Below are 19,345 nucleotides of genomic sequence, written 5' to 3' on the forward strand. Positions count from 1 at the left end.
AAAAGGATAAAGGAAAACAGGTGTATTATTTCTTATAAACTTTGGCAGAAATGAAACCTTGATAAAAGGCTTTGTGGGCTATTTCTTCAAAGCCCCCATCCGCAAAATGGCTAACTACAGGCGGCAAATTGGATGTTTGGACATTACACAAAAGGTTAAAGCATTTATACATAAGTCCCAGAAATACACGGTGCCAAATCCGTGTATTTTCAAAGTCCACATGAAGCCATATGCCTTGGGGCTTTAAAAATTCATTGATTTTAGAAAATGCTTTATGTGTTTCTATAGATGAAAGGTTGTCAAAGAAAAAGGGGGTTAGGGCCACATCATAGGTTTTACTGAAAGTCAAAGCCTGAACTGATTGATGTATGAATTCGACTTCTAACCCCCAGAAGGGCTGATTTTTAGCCTTCTTAATCATCAATTCTGAATGATCCACAAAAGTTACTTTAAGATGCTTCAAATGAAGATCGGCAATATCCTTAAGGATCCAGCCGGTTCCCCCTCCTACTATCAGAATATGAGAATGGTCAGTTATATGGCTAAGGACACTCCTTTGGGATTTTCTTATGGCACCTAGGAAAACCAGCTCCGCAAGCTCGTCATAAAAAAAAGCTACATTATCATAATTTGCTGATTTTTTCACCTGCCTTTTAATGCTAATTTTCGTAAATTTATAAGCCTTAACCACAACTACTTATGGATATCCACCAATCAAAATTGAGCAATTGCTTCTGGTTTGATGGCAATGCTGAAGAAGCCGCTAACTTTTACATCGAAACTTTCCAAGATGGTAAAGTTAATCATATAACCCGTTACGGGAAAGCCGGCAAAGAACACCATGGTCAGGAGGAAGGCAGTGTGCTTTCTGTGGAATTTCAAATTTACGACTCCCACTTCACGGCATTAAACGGTGGGGATGTATTTTCCCCAAATCCTTCCATTTCATTTTATGTTACTTATGAGGACGAGGAGCAGTTAGATGGAGTTTGGAAAACTCTGGCTACTAATGGAAACATACTCATGCCATTGGATAAATATGACTGGAGTCAAAAATATGGGTGGGTTCAGGATCGGTTCGGTGTTTCCTGGCAACTTTCCCTTGGCAACATGGAGGATGTGAAGCATCAAAAGATAGTTCCCACGTTTTTGTTTCCCCATACCCAACCTGGACAGGCAGCACCAGCCATCGAGTATTATACATCCATTTTTCCAGATTCAGACGTTATCGGGATACTTCAATATCCTGCTGAAGACCAAGATGGAAACGCTGGAAATGTGATGCATGCACAGTTCAGTCTATTAGGGAAACAAATAATGGCCATGGACAGTGGGGTTCCCCAGGACTATTCTTTTACGGAGGGAATTTCCTTCGTGATTCTGTGCGAGGATCAAGCGGAGGTGGACCATTATTGGAATAGCTTGTCCCAAGACGGTGAAGAGCAACCCTGCGGTTGGCTAAAGGACAAATTTGGCGTCTCCTGGCAGGTAATCCCCCGCAGAATGATGGAACTGTTCAAAAGCAACGAGCAGGAAGCCAAAGAGCGCCTTTCCGCCTGCATGTTCAAGATGAAAAGGCTCGTGATGTCAGAACTGGAAGAGGCGTTTGAAAACGGTTAGTTTTTCTTGATGCAGCGGATGGATTTATAGGCATAAACTTCCCTGGACCTAGAATTTGCAATTCGGAAGAAATCCCTAAAGTAGAAGGGAGTATGTGCATTTCCTATCGCCACAAAATTTAAAGGGTTAGAATTCACTGGTGTAGGTTCTGCCATATCCGAAGTCCACCATGTAGCGCCTTCTTGAATGTTAAAGAAATTACCATAATAAAGATCATCCCCAAATTCTTGGATAAAAAAACCTGTTCCCAGCGCATTAAAACCACTTTCATTTGTAGCATTTTCATTCATTGGAGGTGCCCAAAAAATTGGGTTAGGGTTTCTCATTTTGTTACTTGCTGCTTCTGGGCCACCCAGATAATCTCTTAATATTTCCCAATCCCCAACAGTTGGAACTTCCCAATCACAAGGGCAAATATTACGTTCATCCAAGACGACTAAATTGTTATAGAGCTTTCCATATGGAACATCCATACTTAGGTCATAATTGATATGAAAATAGGCGGGCTCTAAATGGTCCTCCCAGGAAAATCTGAGTTTTTCTTCCTGCATCTTTATATCATCACCATTGCAATACTTACTTGTTCTTAGATTTTCAGCCATCCAAGTTTGGTTCCCGATTTTAACCACCTTGTAAACATTTCCCTCAATGTCTCTAATGATTGAATTGAAAGGAACCTCGACAGTTCCGAAGTAATAATCAAAATCAAATTCCCGCATCAACAATTCCACCACATTGGCATTACCAGGCACGGCATACTCAAGGGTAAAATGATAGTGGGTCCTTTCCACTACCGAGAGAGTTTCGGTATACTGATCTTCAGAGTTTTTATCTCTTACCTCCAAAGTATAATCCTCATTTTCTTTCAGGTATTGATAAAATACAGTAGGTTGAGGGGCTAATGGCAAAAGTTTTTCTTCTCCAGACGCTATTAGGCGAACCTCTTCCGCTGTTTCCGCATCGACGGTAATCAGAGCATAATTTGTAAAACCTTCTAGAAGCAGCTTTTGGGAGCCATTTTCCACTACAAAGGTTCCGTTAATTTCAAATGGCAAATAATCCTCCATCAAGCCCCCTTCCACCTTTGCTGAAAAGGAATATTGGCCCTGGACAAGTTGTACCAAATACGGCTGTTCAAAATTGTTGGGATCCAAGTCAACGTATGTTTCCTCTCCAGATTCCATTTGCTGAAAGGAAAGCGTTATCCTTTCGGGAAAAATGTGCTGCCATCCAGAGCGGGCATTTTGGCGGGCATTTATTTCTGGATGGGAAAAAGACATCACCTCCAGCCCTGTGAGGGAAACCGTCCCAATGGGCTTTTCCTCCTCCATGACTTGGCATCCTATTAGGAATGCGAATAAAATATAGCTTAACTTTTTCATCCCGCTTCCTCCACTTTTAAACATCTGATGGAAAGTCCTTCCCGAAGGGGGCCATCGTGCATGGCAACATTCATCTCCCCATAAGCACCCATATATAGTATATATAGTACTTCATAGCCCCAAGAAGTTGACATTTCTCTCGTTGTACTCCAAATATTTGCGGTGCGGCGTAAAAAATTGAATCCCGTACCATAATGCCCATATTGACCTATATAAAAAAACTCCTCACCGCGAAAGTGAGTCATGAGCGGAACAAATATTCCCGAACCCACCATAGAAAAACCGGTGGAATTATTGGCCCTATGATTTGGCGCTACCCAATAATCAAAACCGGTGGCTTTAAATTCATTATAAACTCTACCCTCAATCAATTCTAACAGATCCTCCTGAGATGGCACCTTCCACCCGCAAGGGCATGGGTTACGCTCATCTATGGCTGTAAAGCCGTTGTATAATTTGCCATAAGGGTGGTTGTAACTTTCATCATTGTCATAATAGGTCCATACGGGTTCTTCCAGTTCTATCCATGCTTCCGTTCCCTCTAAAAATGGAATTTCTTCACCGTTGCAAAAGGTAGTAGACCTGAGGTTTTCAGCCATCCAGGTTTGGTTGCCTATCCTAACAGTCCTGTACCTGTTGCCATCGTTATCATATACAATGTTGGTGATGTCATCCAAAGCTATTCCCTCCGGAATGTATTCAAATTCGCCCATATTGAGTTCACGGAATTCTATGTTACCACCCTCCGGTCTTAAAAAATAATGTAAATGCATATAGGGGTCAAGGGTAATCTCCCACTCGGTTGACATGTCATTAATGTCCCTGACCCTTAGCCAGCTTTCATGTCTATTAAGTAGATAGATATAATAAAATGTCTCATCATCGGTGAGCCTCATGTCCCTGTTGGACAATGTGGCTGATTCCACATACTTATTCTTGACCGTAACCAACCCAAATGTCGTTTCTGCATTGAGGCTGATGTTGATATTGGGAGAACTGACCTGGAAAGAACCTGATGCGATAAAGGGCAGATAGCTGGAAAACTCCTCCTCTTCCCCCGCCGACTCTACCACATAGGTGTATTCCCCGTAAGGCAGCATGATGGTTCTGGGCAGAAAAAAGTCATTGGGGTCAAAAACCAGGGTAAATGCCTCCCCGCTTTCATTGTTGGTGATCAGCATCTCCACCTCCTCGGCAAAGACATGCTCCCAGGCTGAGGCCTGCGTTCTGGCCTGCTCGGAGTGAGTGTTAAACTGCTGAAGGGAAAGGGTGGAAAAGCTCACCTCGGCTTGCGGCAAATGCTTTTCCTCCTCCAATCCTTGGCAGGAAAAGAGAAAAAACATGATAGCCACTGAGTAAAAAATTCTTTTCATCCCAATACAGATAAATTATTCATCATTTCTCATTTTCTCACTCATCATTCTCAATTCTATTCCATCAACCCTTCCATTTTCAGGTATGAATAAGAAGAAGTGATAATGCTCCCTCGTGCCAATAGTAAGGTCCCTCCTCACCGTATCCTGGTCAAAGTGGTCGATAATCTGCAGTTCTGCTGTAGTTCCACCTGGTACATAAAAGAAATAGTTCTCCCTGTCCAAAGTACGCACGAGTTCGTATCGCTCACCTTCTACGACAAGAGCTGCACTCTCCAGAAACTCATTTTGCACGGTCACCAGCCCATAACTGGTTTCAGCATTCAATGTCAGGTTAACCCGCTCTTCCCCTACAGTAAAGCTTTCCTCGGCAGTAAATGGCAAATTGGGGATGATGCCTTCGCCAGCCTGGGCGGTTGTAGCGGTATATTCCCCTTCCGGAAGGTTGATGTTGTAGGGATGCTGGAAATCATTCGGGTCAAAGGGCAGGGTGTATGTCTGTCCCGATGCCACGTTGGTGATCTCCAGCTCGGCATAGCGCTCGAAGATATGTTTCCAATCTTCCGCCTTCACCCGGGAGTTTGGCCCCCCCAGTTGGAAATCCTGAACCTCAATCCCGCTGAAGTTTACCTCCCTAGCCACGGGAGCGGGTGTCTCCACCTCGGAGCAGCCCAGCAAAACCAATAAGCCTAATGTGTATTTTTTCATAATCGTGTTGTTTATTCTTTGATGCAGCGGATATTGAAACCAAGTACTTGTTCCATATCCTCTCTTCCAAAATAATAGTAACCACCTATATCCTCACTTCTCAACCCGAAATGCTCAACTTCAAACATCCTAAAATCAGGGTGATCAATGGGTAAACCTGAGCTCGCCCAATGTGGGGATGTTGTCCAAAAATTGGCAACTTCAAAAGTGTAATAAAAATAATGGTCTGGATAAGTCCATTCCGTAAAACCTACTGATAAAAACCCTCCGGGTATGGCTTTAAAACCATAACTATCTAGAGCCCCATCATTTGGATACCGCCAATATTCGGTCCCTCGTTGTCTGAGGGCATGGCTACCTGTCTCATCCCCGCCTGCAAACTCGAGCAATTCTTCAAAATCCTCCCGTGAAGGCACTTTCCAGCCACATGGACAGATATTTCTCTCATCCATAGCCGCAATTGAATTATAATAAAGGCCAAAAGGCTTCTCTAAAGTCGGATCATTGTTCAAGTAGGAAAACAGGGGCTCTCTCGAATAGACATAATCTGCCCCATCTAAATAAGCCCATCCATCTCCCGCAGGTTCAAAAGCTATTTCATCTCCATTACAGAAAGCTTTGCTCCTCAGGTTCTCGGCCATCCAAAACTGATCTCCTATCTGCACGACCTTGTAAAGATTTCCTTCATAATCTCTAATATACCTCAGCTGTTCTTCACCCATAGAGATTCCGTGCTCTTCCAAGGAAAACTCTCCGAGCTCTAGTCCTACAACATTCAGATTGCCATTATCATGCCTCGGCACAAAGTGGGAATGCTGGTACCTGCCCATTGAAAATCCAGCTTCAATGCTTTCCTCTCCTTGTGAAGCCCGTACAGTCCCCTCCACTCCATTTCGCAGATAGATGTAATGCACATTTCTTTCAGGAAGGCTAAAAAAATCCTCATAGCCACTGCCGGCATTTACTTCGGCTTGCTCAAAGTCCTGGGAGTTGAGCGTTAAAAGACCATAGTCCGTAGTCGCTTCCAATATCAACTCAGCGCCTTGATCTGTTACCACCAAATTACCGCTGGCAGAATAGGGCAAAAAAGGAGAAGTCATCTCACCATTTACCTCTGATAAATAGGTATAATCCCCGACCGGAACCGAAAACTGATACCCCTGCCAAAAATTGTTAGGGTCATAGGATAAGGTAAAGCTTTCATTGGTTCCAGTGTGGGTGAGGACCAAATCCACCTCTTCAGGATAAATATGAATCCATTCAGACATTTCATTTACCCTTTTCTCCGGAGAATGATTTTGAAAATCTTCCACAAATAACCCTGACAGTTCAACCACCCCAATGGGCGATTCAGTGTCAACTTCCTGGGTGCAGGAATATAAAAATGCAATCAACGCTATATATAAAAGTCTTTTCATGAATTAATCTTCCATTAAGCATCTCACTGCAAGTCCTAAAACGTCACCTTCGAGATGAGTATAAATTAGATTGTTGCCATGGTTAAGCATTATCACGTTATAATCTTCTCTAATATCCCCCAAATGGGTTGTCCATTCATATTTCGTATTGGTCCAAAATGCCCCCCATCTATACACGAGCCCGAACCCAAACCTAGGGGGATTTCGATCTGTAATGTCAAATAATTCTATAGAAAGAGTAGTAATCGCAAACATCCCAGAAGGCATAGCTGAAAAACCAAACTCATCAGTGGCGTCTGGATTGGGAGAATACCAATAATCTGTTCCGGTTTTTCTCAATTTATGTCCCATCAAGCTAAAATCTAGATCATTGCCCACTATTGCTGTAAACAATTCATTATAATCCTCAAGACTCGGCACCCTCCAACCACAAGGACAAACATTGCGCTCATCAGTTATGGCATATTCATTATACAACTTCCCATAATCTTTATTATACCTCTCATCATTTTCATAATACGTATAAGCAGGCCTATCCAGCTCAATCCACTCCTCGCCGCCCGGGACATTTTCTATGGGGTCGCCGTTGCAGAAAGTTTCGGTTTTGAGGTTTTGGGCCATCCAGGTCTGGTTGCCGATCTGCACCGTTCGGTAGGCATTGCCATCATAGTCGTAGACAATGTTGCTCACATCACCCAGTTCAAACCCGCTTTCCGAATATTCAAAATCGCCTATCAGCAGCTCAATGAAACTTGGACCTCCCTGATAGAGATAAAAATGCTGGTGGCTATAGGCATCTACCTGGATCTCCCGCACCAGAATTTCATCATCTACATCTGACTGAATATCAACCCTATAAACCTCACCACCTCTCACGTACTTGAAGTAAAACTCCTCGTCTTCTGTAAGCGCAAAAGTAATATCACCATCCAATAGCACTTCTTCCACCATGTCGTTTTTGATTGTAATCAGACCGTAATCAGTATCGCCTTGAAGTATGATATTATAATTGAGTGTCCCCATCCCGAAACTCCCTGCGGCCCTAAAAGGCAGGTAATCCATATACTGCTCCCCGCCTTGTTCAACTATGTATTCGTAATCCCCAAACGTCAACTGGGTTTGGTACGGAAGGAAGAAGTCTCCTGGATTGATGGTAAGGGTTTGACCACCATTTGCACCCGATATATTTACTGCGGTATTGGAGTCAAAAATGTGTTGCCATTCAGAAATGGAACTTGTCCGAGCGTTTGGATTGTAGGTGTTGAATTGAGCTAACTCCAGAGCAGAAAAACTAAGCATGCCCATCTGCTCCTCTTCCGGCTGCACGCAGGAAAAGGAAATCAGCATCAATATCATTAACAAACCTTTAACTCTCATTTCAAAAAAATTTATTCTCTTATACATCTGACGGTAAATGCATTAGCAGTACCAGCCACATAAAATTCTTCAAGCCTGATTTCAGCCCTGTTGTAATACAACTGGGCAAAGTAATTTCCAGTGGAAGACCACCAAGCTCCCCTTTCATACAGCCAGTTGTAAGGGCCGGCTATACCAGGGTATTGGTCTGGGTTTTCCGTCACGGTCACCCAGCCACCTCCAACAGCATTAAACCCACTTTCATTATTGGCTCCAGTATTTGGATATTTCCATCTGTCCGTGGTCGGATTTTTCATCCTGCCCCCAGCGGCAGCATTGCCACCCAAGTAGGTAATCAGTTGTTGCCAATCTGCATTACTTGGTATCTTCCAACCACATGGACAAAGCCCACGGCTATCTTGGGCTGCCTCCTGGGTGTAATAATACCCGTAAGGTCTGCCGAAATTCTGATCCCCGTTGAATCTTGTATACACACCACTGTTCAGCGAAAGCCAATCATTGGAAGCAGCTTCTTCTGGGATATTATCTCCGTTGCAATAGGTACTGGTGCGAAGGTTCTCCCCCATCCAGTATTGGTTGCCTATCCTGATAATCCTGTAAGAGTTTCCATCGGCATCCTGCACGAAGTTTTCTACCTGCTGACCCGGCACATCCAAAGGACGTTCTTCATAGCTGAAACCTCCCATGGCTAACTCCACAAATCTTACCTGTCCCGTACTCGGATCATCTGGATCTGGGTCCGGGTCTGGATCTGGATCTGGGTCGGAAGGATCATCCGGGTCACTTGGATCATCCGGATCATCAGGGTCCTCTGGCTCACCTGGGTCTATCGGGTTGATCGGATAAATGGGATCCGTTGGATCGACCGGTTGACTAGGATCGTCGGGCTCTTGCTGAACCGGTGGGGTATTCAGGTAAAAATGATAATGCCTTCTTGACCTCATAGTGAAGTTCCTCTCAAAATTTGAAAGGTTAACATTATCCTGAATCTGCAACTGGGTAGGTAGGCTACGTCTGACATATTTATAATAGTGCTCGCCGCTTTCTAGCAATCCCAAGTCATAATTATTTTCTCCCACTACCAATTGTGCAGTTTCTACATATTGATTTCTCAAAGTCACCAGGCCATGCTCAGTAGTTGCATCCAAGGGTACATTGATGCTTTGACCGGTAAGCACAAAACTTCCGGAAGCTTCCACCGGAAGGAAGTCCTCTGTAGTACCACCCTCAATCTGTAAAGTATAGGTGTAGGCCCCAAAGGGCAATTCGATAGTATATACCCCTTCTTCATTTGGATCAAAATCAAGTTGATGAGTCTGACCAGAGTGCACGTGATTGATATTGATTCTGGCAAAGGTTGGAAAAACATGCCTCCATTCTGATGGATTAAGCGTACTATCTTCACCTACCAGCATAAACTGATCTACTTGGATGGGCTGAAAATTGACATCCCCTACTGAGTCTTCCCTTTCCTCATCTCCAAGGCGGCAGGCGGTGGTCAGTAAAAGTATTGCTACGATATAAAAAATATGATTTTTCATAATAAGGCTTAATCGTTTTTAACACATCGGATTGAAAGAGCTGCCTGTTGGGTCTGAAGGGCTTGCAAATTAGCTGCACTATTGGCATGGTTCAGCTTCATAGCATTGCCTTGACCTTCATTGACAGAACTGCTCCACCATATGCCCAATGAATAAAGGAAGGAAAAATTAGCCCCTTCTGAGACGGACTGTCCATTCATCAGATTCCCGCTTTCAGAAGCGTACACAAATGCCCCACCAGGATAAGCCGTAAATCTTGTTTCATCATTTGCCCCCATATTTGGCGATCTCCAATAATTGAATCCGGCTGCCTTTAATTTGCCTCCAGCTTCTGCTGCTCCGCCTAGGTATTCCTGAAGCTCTTCCCAGTCTGCGTTATCAGGAACCCTCCAGCCACAAGGACAGATATTTCTGGGGTCATCCACCACATACCTACTATATAGTTTCCCGAAAAGGCTGTTATAATTTTGGTCATTATCATAATAGGTCCAGGCGGCCTCCTCTAGACTTTCCCATGCGCCACCACCTTCTACATTAGGGATTTCTTCTCCATTGCAAAATTTAGTGGTTCGTAGATTTTCCGCCATCCAAGTCTGACTGCCTATCTGAACAGTTCTATAAATATTATCTGAAGCATCGATTACCTTGTTGACAAACTCCCCTGAGCCACCAATGGGGATTTCAACATATTCAAACTCCCCTATGATAAATTCTATAAAGCTCACGTTCGATTCATCTTGCATTTGGAGGAAATAATGGAAATGCTGATAAGCTTCTATTAATAAGGATTCCTCAAACTGTTCTTCAGCAGTTGAATTAATAGACAGACTTAGGTTGCCCCCTTCTTTAATGTATTTATAATAATAGGCTTCATCCTCTGTCATGGCCAAGCCTGTTCCATTTATAGAGGCGGCCTCTACTAAATCATTTCTGACCGTCACTAAGCCGTAATCTGTGCTTGCATCTATAACTATATTGGTCATATCTGCGGCCACTTCGAAGTTTCCCTCAGCTACGAAGGGCAAAAAATCTTCCATTGCACCACCATTAACCTGGATGGCATACTGGTAATCTCCGTAGGGTAATTCAATTTGTTCGGCTGAGGAAAGGTCATTTGGGTTAATGTTGACTACATAGGTATCACCACTTCCTTGCCGGGAGATGACCACTTCTACTTCTTCTTGATAAATATGTTCCCAAGTTGAAGTAGCTAGGCTTCGGGCATTCGCGTTTAGATTGGAAAACTCCCCCAGATTTAAACCGGAAAAATTCACTACTCCTTGGTGATTTTGTTCATTATCGAACTTTTGGCAACTTGCCAGCCCTATAAAAATCAGGATATAAAGTAAAATTTGTCGCATACTCCTTTAGTCTTAAACAATTATCAAAATGCAAAAAGTTATATATGAACATAAATATAATGTTTATGTTATAATAAATCACGAAAAAGTTAGATTTTATATAAAAAGAATCCGTTAAGTGAAAAGACTTTATAAAAAGCTAACCCAAGCCTTTCCAGCATTTTCTATGGCATTTAAAATCAAACGCCTTATATTCAAGAAATCACTATATTAAAATGAACGATTTAGAGACATATTTTAGAGAGAATAAAGGAAGGTTAATTCATAAATGGATACATTATTTTGATGCCTACGATCGGCATTTTTCAAGATTCAGGGATAAGGAAATTACCATATTAGAAATTGGTGTTTCTCAGGGAGGCAGCCTTCAAATGTGGAAGGATTATTTTGGTCCCAAAGCAAAAATCTATGGAATAGACGTTAACCCCCAGTGCAAAGAGCTGGAAGAGGAAAACATCAAGATTTTCATTGGATCCCAATCGGACAAAAAATTTCTACGTGAGGTTAAAAAATCAATCCCAAAGGTAGACATCCTCATCGATGATGGTGGTCACACCATGCAGCAGCAGATAGTAACCTTCGAAGAAATGTTTGAGCATGTAAAGGATAACGGGGTATTTCTTTGTGAGGATCTCCATACTTCCTATTGGCTTAAATATGGTGGCGGTCACAAGCGTAAAGGGACTTTTATTGAATACAGCAAGAATTTTATCGATGCACTCAATGCTCATCATTCCACCCAAAATAGCTTGCAAGTAGATTACCTAACAAAAAACATTGACTCCATTCATTATTATGACAGCATATTGGTACTGGAGAAAAAGAAGCGTAAAACACCTTACCACGAAAAAACTGGCACTCCAAGTTTCAAATTAGAACACAACCGATCAAAGCTTTACCGAGTCAAGGACAACTTTCATCGCGGAATTAATAGTCTGTTGGCTAAGTTTAGGGTGAAAGGATATGATTATTGAAGTACGAGGTACGGGGGTAGAAGTAGGAAGACAAGTAAGAGGTAGGAAGTAAGAAGTAAGAAGTAAAAAAGACTGCCCGGTGCGATTGCACGTAAAGGGTGGTCTTTTGGTGTTTTTATGATTTCAACCGTTACCGCAAACGTTTGCATTTTTATAATTAAAACGTTGTAAAATTACCGAATCATTAACATTTAATTTATTTTTTTGAATTATTTGCAATAAAACAATATCCTCTCTAGCTTTGCATAAATAATTAAGGGACAGTGTCCTAAGATTTCGAACCTATTAAACCTATTATATTATGAAACTATTGATGACAACAGTGGCCGTCCTGGCCATAGTAGCAAGCGTATTTGCTTCTGAACCTGATACCAACAAAGTGGCTCTTAAACTGGTCCAGCCTACAAAGGTCCAATTAACACACAATGGTAACCCTGAGGGATTGTTGACTGTGAAGGTTTACAACCACAAAAATGAGATGTTGGTAAATGAGAGAATCCATAAGACAGGTTCTTTCGCCAAAAATTACGACTTCAGCCAAGCGGCTCCAGGTAAGTACAACATCTTGGTCCAAAATTCGAATGGCGTAATTGAAAACATGGAATTCGAAATTGGTAAAATTAATCAAAAGGACGTTTACACAAAGATGGAAAAAATCGGTGGACACAAGTACAAGTTAATTGTAAATGCCCTACACGAATCTGACCTGAATGTAGCCATCTATGAAAACGGGAACTTAATCTTTCAAGAAAAAGCTATGGATTCCAAAGGTTTCTCGAAAGTGTATGATTTGGTTAACGTAAGAAATACTAGTCAGATTGAATTTCAGGTAACTTCAGCATCTGGATTCAGCAGACTAATTTCAGCCAAATAGTTTTTGAGACGGAAACAGATTACCGATAGGTATGAATCTAGATTTGAGCTACTCTTTCATTTGTGACTAAATTCACTGTAATGAAATGGGTAGAGTAATTTAATAAATGGCCTGCCGAAATTTATCTGCAGGTCATTTATTTTCATTTCCCTTCCTCTTTCAATTTTTAAAAATTTCTATTCGAGCAGGCTCCAGAGGAGCCTTTCCCAGGCCCTCAGGCAATTTCTTTCGAACATGGGATAAATAAACGAACAAAGTTTTTGATTGGTAGAAAAAAAGCCTTTGAAAGATTGTGAAAAATGAGGAAATTAGAAGTAATCCAAGGAGCATCACATCTTTTTGAGGAAGAAGGCACATCGAAGAGGTGGCCATTTGGCTAATCTCTGGTTTTTGGAAAACTTATATCAGAAGAAACAGCCTTAGGGGATCAGAAAACTTAATTTTTTGACTTTTGATAATGATTAAGGATAGAAAAGAAGCTGCTGAAAAACTGGCTCCAAAGCTGGATAGGTTCAAATCTTTGGATCCGATTGTCCTCGGTATTCCCCGTGGTGGTACTGAGGTGGCCTATATTATCGCCAAGCATTTAGGCGCTCCTATGTATCTCGCTATTTCCAAACGTATAAGTCTTAAAGGTGAAAAAGAAAGTACAATCGGAGCCATAGCGGAAGATGATAGTCTCATCTTAACAGATGTAGCAAAAACTCAAATTCCCAAACAGGAGATCAATCGGTATCTAAGTGAGGCCAGAAAGGAAATACGCAGGAGAATATCTCTCTACCGCAAGGATGAAGATTTACCTCCACTGAAAAACCGAACCGTCATTATCGTAGATGACGGAATTGCCTCTGGAAACACTGTGATGGCTACAATAGAGCTTTGCAAAAATAGGGATGCCGCGAATATCATATTGGCCTGTCCTATTATAGGAGAAACTATTTTTAAAAAGATTAGAAAAAAAGTAGATGAAATCATTGTTTTGAAAACCCCATTTTTCTTCAGGTCTATAGAACAGGCGTACAAAGAATTTGAAGTACTCAATGATAAGCACGTCCTTGAAATCCTAAATAAATATGAATCTGAAAAAGAGGGCGAATCTTCCGAAAACGATTAATCCTGAATTTCAGGGTTGCTTTCCGCATTGCCCTCTTCGGAAGGAAAAGCCTCGTCTGCTATTTCGTTCACTTTTTGTCCGGCCCTATTGAAAGTCAGATGGTGGATTAATCCATCTTTGGAAACCTCTACTTTGTAGAAAGTCTCACCTTCCACCTTCCGAGTTTCTTTAAGGTCAAAAATAAATTCCTTCCTGAAATTTTCTTTTAGGTATTCTACCGCTTTGACTGGGAGTTTGTGATCAATAGCCATGACTGTAGGTTTTGGTGGGATTGGAATAACAAAAATTTAAATGAACCTGTTTCCTCTAATGGTACAATTAAACATAAAAACCCTCCAGTTGGTCCAAATATTTCCTCATCTGAATTATGTAGGTTTTAGCTCGCTGCAGGTTAAGATTGTGCGGTGCCAGGTCCTCAGCCTGACGGGCACCATACATATGGATTTTAGCTCGAACATTTGCCCGAAGCATCTTAAAATAAATAAATATCTGGGTATCTTCTGGTTGTTCAAAAATCTCCACACTCTTTCTATATTCAACAAGAAAGGTTTGGGAAAGATCCAGGTAGCCTCTGCTCTCTAGGTCCATACATAAAAAAGCCACCTCATATGCCAAATCCACCTGTCTCATGGAATCGTTAAATTCTATGCCATCAAAAAGAATAGGTTTTTTATAGAGAAATATATTTCCGCTGTGCAAATCGCCATGAACATCTCGCTGTAGGCTGGACTTTATCCTCTCCTTAAATCTCCTAGAATGTGTTTTCAGAAAGATATCGCTGAAAGCCATACTTTCTGAAAGAATGTCGCTAACTTCATTTCCAAAGTTTTTCGAAACATCCTTAATTACAGAGTTAATATCATTAAAAAGCCGTCTGTTTTCTTCTAATTGAAAAGGATTCTTTACTACCTTAGCCCCCATATGAAACTCCCCTACAACTTTGGCTAAAGATACCATCTGATATAGCTCTACCTTTTTTTTATCTAAAAGCACATCCATTTTCTTGGAGGTTGAGAGTTTTTTCACCCGCACGGCATAATCCACTACATCTCCACCTTCCCCTCCCAAAAAGAAGGTATCTCCCCTTTGACGGAGCTCAACTACCTCGAGATAAATATTTGAGTACCGTCCATTTACTTCTAGTTCTTTATGGCAGTTTGCTTTTCTTCTTTCCAAGCTGCTATAGTCTAAAAAAGGGTATTTAACTGGTTTCTTTATTTTGAAAGCAAAATCATTAGAAAAAACTACCCAAGATATGTGGGTTTCAAGAAACTCTTTATCAAGGTTTTCTCCCAAAAAATTACCTGAGGCACACAATTGTTCAATTTGCTTTGTATTCATGGTTGGACTCAATTACTTGATGGGCCTTTTCTAGCATAAAGTTGATATTATTGGAGCTCGATTCTAGTTTATGATGCTTAATCTCTAACGGTTCCCGTTCTTGCTTCAGTTTGAGGTAAACATTCCAATCAGCCTCACTATAGGTTCGTGGTTTCGAAAGCCGTTTTTTAATAATTTCTTCCGAGGCAAATACCTCAAAAACCACTAAGGAAATTCCTTGCTTACTGGTCCAATCGAAAAAATATTTCCTGTTGATTTTTTTATGAAAGGTTGCATCTGCCACTACGCATTTTCCGGCATTTAGGGAGTTCTTGGTTCGGTAAAACAACTCTTCATACACCGTAAGCTTATCTTTATCGGTGTATTTTCCCATGGCGCCAAGTTCACGCCGCACCGCATCGCTGTTTATATAGACAGCACCCAATCGTTGGGATAACCTGCTTGCAAAATAACTCTTACCCGTCCCCGGCAATCCTGATACCATGATTAACATAACTTATATACTACCTCTTTTATAATTTGTTTGAACTGTCCCTACTAACTTCCAAACTGTGGTCAAAGAACCTCAGGGAATTTTAAAAAGTCCAATTAAATGGATTCATTGGTCTATTTTCCCCTTGGTATACTAGTTGGTTTGGTTCTTCTTTTAACCAAAAACATTATAACTATGCAAGATCCAAAAACAAAACATCCTCAACCCCCACATCCGGAACAGAAACAGAATGTACCAGGTACTGAATCAAAACTGGAGCCCAAAGCTGACCATGGAGAGAAGAGTTACAGAGGTTCAGGGAAACTAGAGGGTAAAAAAGCCATTATCACCGGGGGAGATTCCGGAATTGGGCGGGCTGTCGCCATTGCTTTTGCCCGTGAGGGAGCAGATGTGCTGATTTCCTACCTATCTGAGGATGAAGACGCCATGGAAACTGCCCGCTATGTGGAGGAGGCAGGAAGAAATGCCGTATTAGTACCGGGGGATATCAGTCATGAGGACCATTGCAAAAAGATTATTGATAAAGCTGTGGCTGAATTTGGTCAAATTGATATTTTAGTCAACAATGCCGCCTACCAGATGGCCCGGGAAAAAATTGAAGACATCCCCAGCGATGAATGGGATTATACTTTCCGTACAAACATCCATGCCATGTTTTACCTCTGCAAAGCTGCAAAACCCCACATGAAACCTGGCAGCACCATAATCAATACTACATCAGTGAATGCCTATAATCCAAAACCTATTTTATTAGCCTATGCGGCAACGAAGGGTGCAATTCAAAACTTCACATCTTCCCTAGCTCAGCTCTTGGCAGAGGACGGTATACGAGTCAACTGTGTTGCACCTGGGCCCATATGGACTCCATTGATCCCTGCGACCATGCCTCCGGAAAACGTGGAGGAATTCGGAAAAACCACCCCCATGAAGCGTGCAGGCCAACCGGTGGAGTTATCAGCCACCTATGTGTTGCTGGCCTCAGAAGGTTCCAGCTACATGACCGGAGCTACTATTCAAATCACAGGAGGAACTCCGACAATTTGATTTAAAGTACGAAGTGCGAGATATGAAATACGGAGGTAGGAAGTGAGAGGTTTTGGTACAAGGTACTTCGTTCCATTTATTGATACATAAAAGTAACAATGTGGCTCAATTGCCCCTATTGGGACTAAGAGTGGAATCCTATTTTATCAATAATATTACCTGTATAGCTTATTTAAAGGCAAAATAAGGTAAACAAAGCCAAACACAAGATGTGGAACAGAGTTTGGCTTAAGTTAATTGACTTTATTTAATAAGAATATCTGTCAATAACCTAACCTCCAACCGAAAAGGGTTTCCTATCCGTAGGAAGCCCTTTTTAATTTTTCTACCTACTTCCAAAATGGTACGACACTCCAATATGAGCCACTGGCATATTTATCAGATGATTAAATCTCGTTCCTTTCTGATTTAAATCTAAATCATGTTCTGATTCTTCCCGAAAGCGATTGGTGTCAGAAGTCCTGAAATTGTAATTCTCCAATTGTATTAATCTTACATTTCCCTGAATTGCAATATTACTTCGCAGGTAATAGCTCAACCCGATATCCAAACCCGTATTCAAATTCCTTTCTTGGTATTCATATCTGTCAGGAGCCATTGTATCAGGAACAAGGCGCCACCTCCATCCGATACCGTACGTACTTTCGTGAACTCTATTAACCTCCCCAGTGCCCTGTTCCACCAATGCGTAATAATTCAGTTGGAGTTCAAACTTCCTTCCCAAAGGAAACAGTTGAGTCACAAAGACTCCCGCACCCAATAAATTATTCCGGGTTTGAAATCTATAATTATAACCTGTGCCTAGTTCCCCTGATCCATCATTTTCCCACATATTTATAAAAGCTTTATTCTCAAGGTGTTCATAAGAACGGTAACTTCCTATAAGTCCAATAATAGTGTTCTCTCCAGCCAAAATTCCTATACGATTTCTCCAACTGATGTTATGGGAATAAAAGTTGTTTTCATGCATTGCCGGAGTGGCATTTGCATATGGCGTGATTTCAGAAAAGACAGCCCATTTATACTCATCACTTTGGCCCTTCGCTAGACCAGTTAAAAGAAACAATACAAAAAGCGGTATAATTTTTTTCATAAGTTTAAAATTTAGAGTCAATACGGTCATTTTTATTTTGATGTCCTAAAGAAATAGTAAAATTTCTTAACATCCATACCCCAAACTCAGTTATTACCAAAAACAGACATGACCTTTCCGTTAGATTACAATTCCATTCTCAAAAGGATAGATGAGATTGACTTTCAAATGGAACTATACATAGTACCTCGTACTTAGTACATAGTACAAATGTTATTCGTATCTTTGCCTTTTACACCGGCCGGTTGTTAGCCGTACAAATGAATATCCCCGGCTATACAGGAATTTACAACATCCTGCCAGCCCACAATTTTATTATTAGCCAATATGGCATTCAAAAACCTATCATTGATTGACCCTATCCTCAAGGCGCTTGCCGAGGAAGGTTACACCACCCCTACTCCTATCCAACAGAAATCCATCCCTCTAGTACTTGAGGGGCGTGATCTTTTGGGCTGTGCCCAAACTGGAACGGGAAAAACTGCTGCTTTCGCAATACCCATTATTCAGTTACTTGCTCAGCAGAAACAAAGAAAAAGGGGTATCAAAACCCTTATTTTGACCCCTACGCGGGAATTGGCTATTCAGATTGACGAGAGTTTCGCTGCTTACGGCAGATTTACGGATATCCGCCACACGGTCATTTTTGGCGGGGTGTCTCAACTCCACCAAACCAAAGCGTTACAACGCGGAGTCGATGTATTGGTGGCCACTCCAGGTAGACTCCTGGATTTGATCAACCAAAAATTTATCGACTTGCGCCAATTGGAAACCTTCGTCCTCGATGAGGCCGACAGGATGCTGGACATGGGCTTTATTCACGATGTAAAAAAAATCATTGCTCTACTGCCTAAAAAGAGACAAACGCTTTTCTTCTCGGCCACCATGCCGTCTGAAATCCAAAAACTCGCAGATACCCTACTTACAAGACCGGCATTTGTGGAGGTGACCCCTCCAAGTTCTACAGTGGACAAAATTGACCAGCAACTCTATTATACCAACAAGAACGACAAAGCTAAATTGCTAATCCACCTTATGGAGGAAAAAGGCATTGGTTCGGCTTTGGTTTTTACCAGAACGAAACATGGTGCTGACAAAGTAGTCAAACTGCTTAAGCGAGAAGACATGCAGGCTGCTGCAATTCACGGTAACAAAAGCCAGAATGCCCGCCAGAATGCCTTGAATGACTTCAAGAATGGCAAGCTCCAGATTTTGGTAGCCACCGACATTGCTGCAAGAGGTATAGATATCGATGAACTCGCGAACGTGTTCAACTACGATTTGCCAAATATTCCAGAGACATATGTCCACAGAATTGGCCGAACCGGAAGGGCTGGTCACCATGGTATTGCCATGTCATTTGTGGATGGAGACACGCATAAAGAACTCAAGGACATTGAAAAACTGATTGGCAAGAAGATTCCGGTAGTAGAAAAGCATCCCTACCCCTTCAACGGTGTCATGACTCCAAAAGCGGAGAAAGCTAAGAAGAAGTCTGGATTTAAAAGGCGATAGTTTAAACATGAGAGTTTAACCGCAGAGGCGGTACCTTTGCGCCTCTGCGGTTATTTTAAAAATTAACTTTCCCCGACAACCTTCGTCACACTTTTCATAAATCAGAATTTATCCTTC

18 protein-coding genes are annotated in these 19,345 nt (G+C 41.7%); 6 read left to right on the forward strand and 12 right to left on the reverse strand.

Annotation, left to right across the window (positions count from 1 at the left end; all coding sequences use genetic code 11):
- Positions 1-25 precede the first annotated feature (25 nt).
- Positions 26-646 carry a class I SAM-dependent methyltransferase gene (locus FPL27_RS10855; RefSeq protein ID WP_185974342.1) on the reverse strand — a complete coding sequence of 207 codons (621 nt, stop codon included), beginning with the start codon at positions 644-646 and terminating at the stop codon, positions 26-28.
- A gap of 53 nt (positions 647-699) precedes the next feature.
- Between FPL27_RS10855 and FPL27_RS10860 the strand changes: the two genes are divergently transcribed.
- Entirely contained in the window at positions 700-1,620 is a 921-nt protein-coding gene (locus FPL27_RS10860) for a VOC family protein (RefSeq protein WP_143961113.1), read from the forward strand.
- Here FPL27_RS10860 and FPL27_RS10865 read toward each other — a convergent pair.
- The 7 genes from FPL27_RS10865 to FPL27_RS10895 are packed head-to-tail and all read right to left on the reverse strand — an operon-like array spanning position 1,617 to position 10,780.
- A complete protein-coding gene (locus tag FPL27_RS10865) occupies positions 1,617-3,002 on the reverse strand; it encodes a fibrobacter succinogenes major paralogous domain-containing protein (RefSeq protein ID WP_185974343.1) in 1,386 nt (461 codons plus the stop codon). The two genes, FPL27_RS10860 and FPL27_RS10865, sit on opposite strands and share 4 nt — an antisense overlap.
- A complete protein-coding gene (locus FPL27_RS10870) occupies positions 2,999-4,375 on the reverse strand; it encodes a fibrobacter succinogenes major paralogous domain-containing protein (RefSeq protein WP_143961115.1) in 1,377 nt (458 codons plus the stop codon). The genes FPL27_RS10865 and FPL27_RS10870 overlap by 4 nt, the downstream gene beginning before the upstream one ends.
- A gap of 15 nt (positions 4,376-4,390) precedes the next feature.
- Positions 4,391-5,083 (reverse strand): hypothetical protein, encoded by a 693-nt coding sequence (locus FPL27_RS10875; RefSeq protein WP_143961116.1) that lies wholly within the window; start codon positions 5,081-5,083, stop codon positions 4,391-4,393.
- Positions 5,084-5,094: 11 nt separating this feature from the next.
- A complete protein-coding gene (locus FPL27_RS10880; RefSeq protein ID WP_143961117.1) occupies positions 5,095-6,501 on the reverse strand; it encodes a fibrobacter succinogenes major paralogous domain-containing protein in 1,407 nt (468 codons plus the stop codon).
- A gap of 3 nt (positions 6,502-6,504) precedes the next feature.
- Positions 6,505-7,878 carry a fibrobacter succinogenes major paralogous domain-containing protein gene (locus FPL27_RS10885; RefSeq protein ID WP_185974344.1) on the reverse strand — a complete coding sequence of 458 codons (1,374 nt, stop codon included), beginning with the start codon at positions 7,876-7,878 and terminating at the stop codon, positions 6,505-6,507.
- An 11-nt stretch (positions 7,879-7,889) separates the two neighbouring features.
- A complete protein-coding gene (locus FPL27_RS19785) occupies positions 7,890-9,419 on the reverse strand; it encodes a fibrobacter succinogenes major paralogous domain-containing protein (RefSeq protein WP_185974345.1) in 1,530 nt (509 codons plus the stop codon).
- 8 nt (positions 9,420-9,427) lie between these two features.
- The gene (locus FPL27_RS10895; protein WP_143961120.1) at positions 9,428-10,780 is read right to left on the reverse strand and encodes a fibrobacter succinogenes major paralogous domain-containing protein; all 1,353 of its coding nucleotides are present in this window, start codon (positions 10,778-10,780) and stop codon (positions 9,428-9,430) included.
- A 215-nt stretch (positions 10,781-10,995) separates the two neighbouring features.
- Between FPL27_RS10895 and FPL27_RS10900 the strand changes: the two genes are divergently transcribed.
- From FPL27_RS10900 to FPL27_RS10910, 3 genes are all read left to right on the forward strand, one after another.
- Positions 10,996-11,754 (forward strand): class I SAM-dependent methyltransferase, encoded by a 759-nt coding sequence (locus FPL27_RS10900; RefSeq protein ID WP_143961121.1) that lies wholly within the window; start codon positions 10,996-10,998, stop codon positions 11,752-11,754.
- Positions 11,755-12,055: 301 nt separating this feature from the next.
- The gene (locus FPL27_RS10905; RefSeq protein WP_143961122.1) at positions 12,056-12,628 is read left to right on the forward strand and encodes a hypothetical protein; all 573 of its coding nucleotides are present in this window, start codon (positions 12,056-12,058) and stop codon (positions 12,626-12,628) included.
- Between the two features lie 457 nt (positions 12,629-13,085).
- Positions 13,086-13,742: a phosphoribosyltransferase gene (locus FPL27_RS10910; RefSeq protein WP_143961123.1), complete on the forward strand. Its 657-nt coding sequence runs from the start codon at positions 13,086-13,088 to the stop codon at positions 13,740-13,742.
- Here FPL27_RS10910 and FPL27_RS10915 read toward each other — a convergent pair.
- From FPL27_RS10915 to FPL27_RS10925, 3 genes are all read right to left on the reverse strand, one after another.
- Positions 13,739-13,993 carry a hypothetical protein gene (locus FPL27_RS10915; protein WP_143961124.1) on the reverse strand — a complete coding sequence of 85 codons (255 nt, stop codon included), beginning with the start codon at positions 13,991-13,993 and terminating at the stop codon, positions 13,739-13,741. The genes FPL27_RS10910 and FPL27_RS10915 overlap by 4 nt on opposite strands.
- Positions 13,994-14,060: 67 nt before the next feature.
- On the reverse strand, positions 14,061-15,083 hold the full coding sequence (locus tag FPL27_RS10920; protein ID WP_143961125.1) for a hypothetical protein: 1,023 nt from the start codon (positions 15,081-15,083) through the stop codon (positions 14,061-14,063).
- Positions 15,064-15,567: an AAA family ATPase gene (locus FPL27_RS10925; protein ID WP_185974346.1), complete on the reverse strand. Its 504-nt coding sequence runs from the start codon at positions 15,565-15,567 to the stop codon at positions 15,064-15,066. Before FPL27_RS10925 ends, FPL27_RS10920 begins: the two co-directional genes overlap by 20 nt.
- Before the next feature lie 183 nt (positions 15,568-15,750).
- Between FPL27_RS10925 and FPL27_RS10930 the strand changes: the two genes are divergently transcribed.
- Positions 15,751-16,620, forward strand: coding sequence for an SDR family oxidoreductase (locus tag FPL27_RS10930; RefSeq protein ID WP_143961127.1), 870 nt, complete (start codon positions 15,751-15,753; stop codon positions 16,618-16,620).
- A 325-nt stretch (positions 16,621-16,945) separates the two neighbouring features.
- Here FPL27_RS10930 and FPL27_RS10935 read toward each other — a convergent pair whose 3' ends face one another.
- Entirely contained in the window at positions 16,946-17,713 is a 768-nt protein-coding gene (locus tag FPL27_RS10935) for a hypothetical protein (protein WP_143961128.1), read from the reverse strand.
- Between the two features lie 327 nt (positions 17,714-18,040).
- Here FPL27_RS10935 and FPL27_RS10940 point away from each other — a divergent pair, with 327 nt between their 5' ends.
- A complete protein-coding gene (locus FPL27_RS10940) occupies positions 18,041-19,228 on the forward strand; it encodes a DEAD/DEAH box helicase (protein ID WP_143961129.1) in 1,188 nt (395 codons plus the stop codon).
- Positions 19,229-19,345 lie beyond the last annotated feature (117 nt).

Source organism: Litoribacter populi (assembly GCF_007483685.1).
GTDB classification, from domain to species: Bacteria; Bacteroidota; Bacteroidia; order Cytophagales; family Cyclobacteriaceae; genus Litoribacter; species Litoribacter populi.

Excerpts from the sequence above, each read along its gene's own strand:
- FPL27_RS10860 (WP_143961113.1), top strand. The coding sequence starts at position 700 with ATGGATATCCACCAATCAAAATTGAGCAATTGCTTCTGGTTTGATGGC.
- FPL27_RS10865 (WP_185974343.1), bottom strand. The coding sequence starts at position 3,002 with ATGAAAAAGTTAAGCTATATTTTATTCGCATTCCTAATAGGATGCCAA.
- FPL27_RS10870 (WP_143961115.1), bottom strand. The coding sequence starts at position 4,375 with ATGAAAAGAATTTTTTACTCAGTGGCTATCATGTTTTTTCTCTTTTCC.
- FPL27_RS10875 (WP_143961116.1), bottom strand. The coding sequence starts at position 5,083 with ATGAAAAAATACACATTAGGCTTATTGGTTTTGCTGGGCTGCTCCGAG.
- FPL27_RS10880 (WP_143961117.1), bottom strand. The coding sequence starts at position 6,501 with ATGAAAAGACTTTTATATATAGCGTTGATTGCATTTTTATATTCCTGC.
- FPL27_RS10885 (WP_185974344.1), bottom strand. The coding sequence starts at position 7,878 with ATGAGAGTTAAAGGTTTGTTAATGATATTGATGCTGATTTCCTTTTCC.
- FPL27_RS19785 (WP_185974345.1), bottom strand. The coding sequence starts at position 9,419 with ATGAAAAATCATATTTTTTATATCGTAGCAATACTTTTACTGACCACC.
- FPL27_RS10895 (WP_143961120.1), bottom strand. The coding sequence starts at position 10,780 with ATGCGACAAATTTTACTTTATATCCTGATTTTTATAGGGCTGGCAAGT.
- FPL27_RS10900 (WP_143961121.1), top strand. The coding sequence starts at position 10,996 with ATGAACGATTTAGAGACATATTTTAGAGAGAATAAAGGAAGGTTAATT.
- FPL27_RS10905 (WP_143961122.1), top strand. The coding sequence starts at position 12,056 with ATGAAACTATTGATGACAACAGTGGCCGTCCTGGCCATAGTAGCAAGC.
- FPL27_RS10910 (WP_143961123.1), top strand. The coding sequence starts at position 13,086 with ATGATTAAGGATAGAAAAGAAGCTGCTGAAAAACTGGCTCCAAAGCTG.
- FPL27_RS10915 (WP_143961124.1), bottom strand. The coding sequence starts at position 13,993 with ATGGCTATTGATCACAAACTCCCAGTCAAAGCGGTAGAATACCTAAAA.
- FPL27_RS10920 (WP_143961125.1), bottom strand. The coding sequence starts at position 15,083 with ATGAATACAAAGCAAATTGAACAATTGTGTGCCTCAGGTAATTTTTTG.
- FPL27_RS10925 (WP_185974346.1), bottom strand. The coding sequence starts at position 15,567 with ATGGTATCAGGATTGCCGGGGACGGGTAAGAGTTATTTTGCAAGCAGG.
- FPL27_RS10930 (WP_143961127.1), top strand. The coding sequence starts at position 15,751 with ATGCAAGATCCAAAAACAAAACATCCTCAACCCCCACATCCGGAACAG.
- FPL27_RS10935 (WP_143961128.1), bottom strand. The coding sequence starts at position 17,713 with ATGAAAAAAATTATACCGCTTTTTGTATTGTTTCTTTTAACTGGTCTA.
- FPL27_RS10940 (WP_143961129.1), top strand. The coding sequence starts at position 18,041 with ATGGCATTCAAAAACCTATCATTGATTGACCCTATCCTCAAGGCGCTT.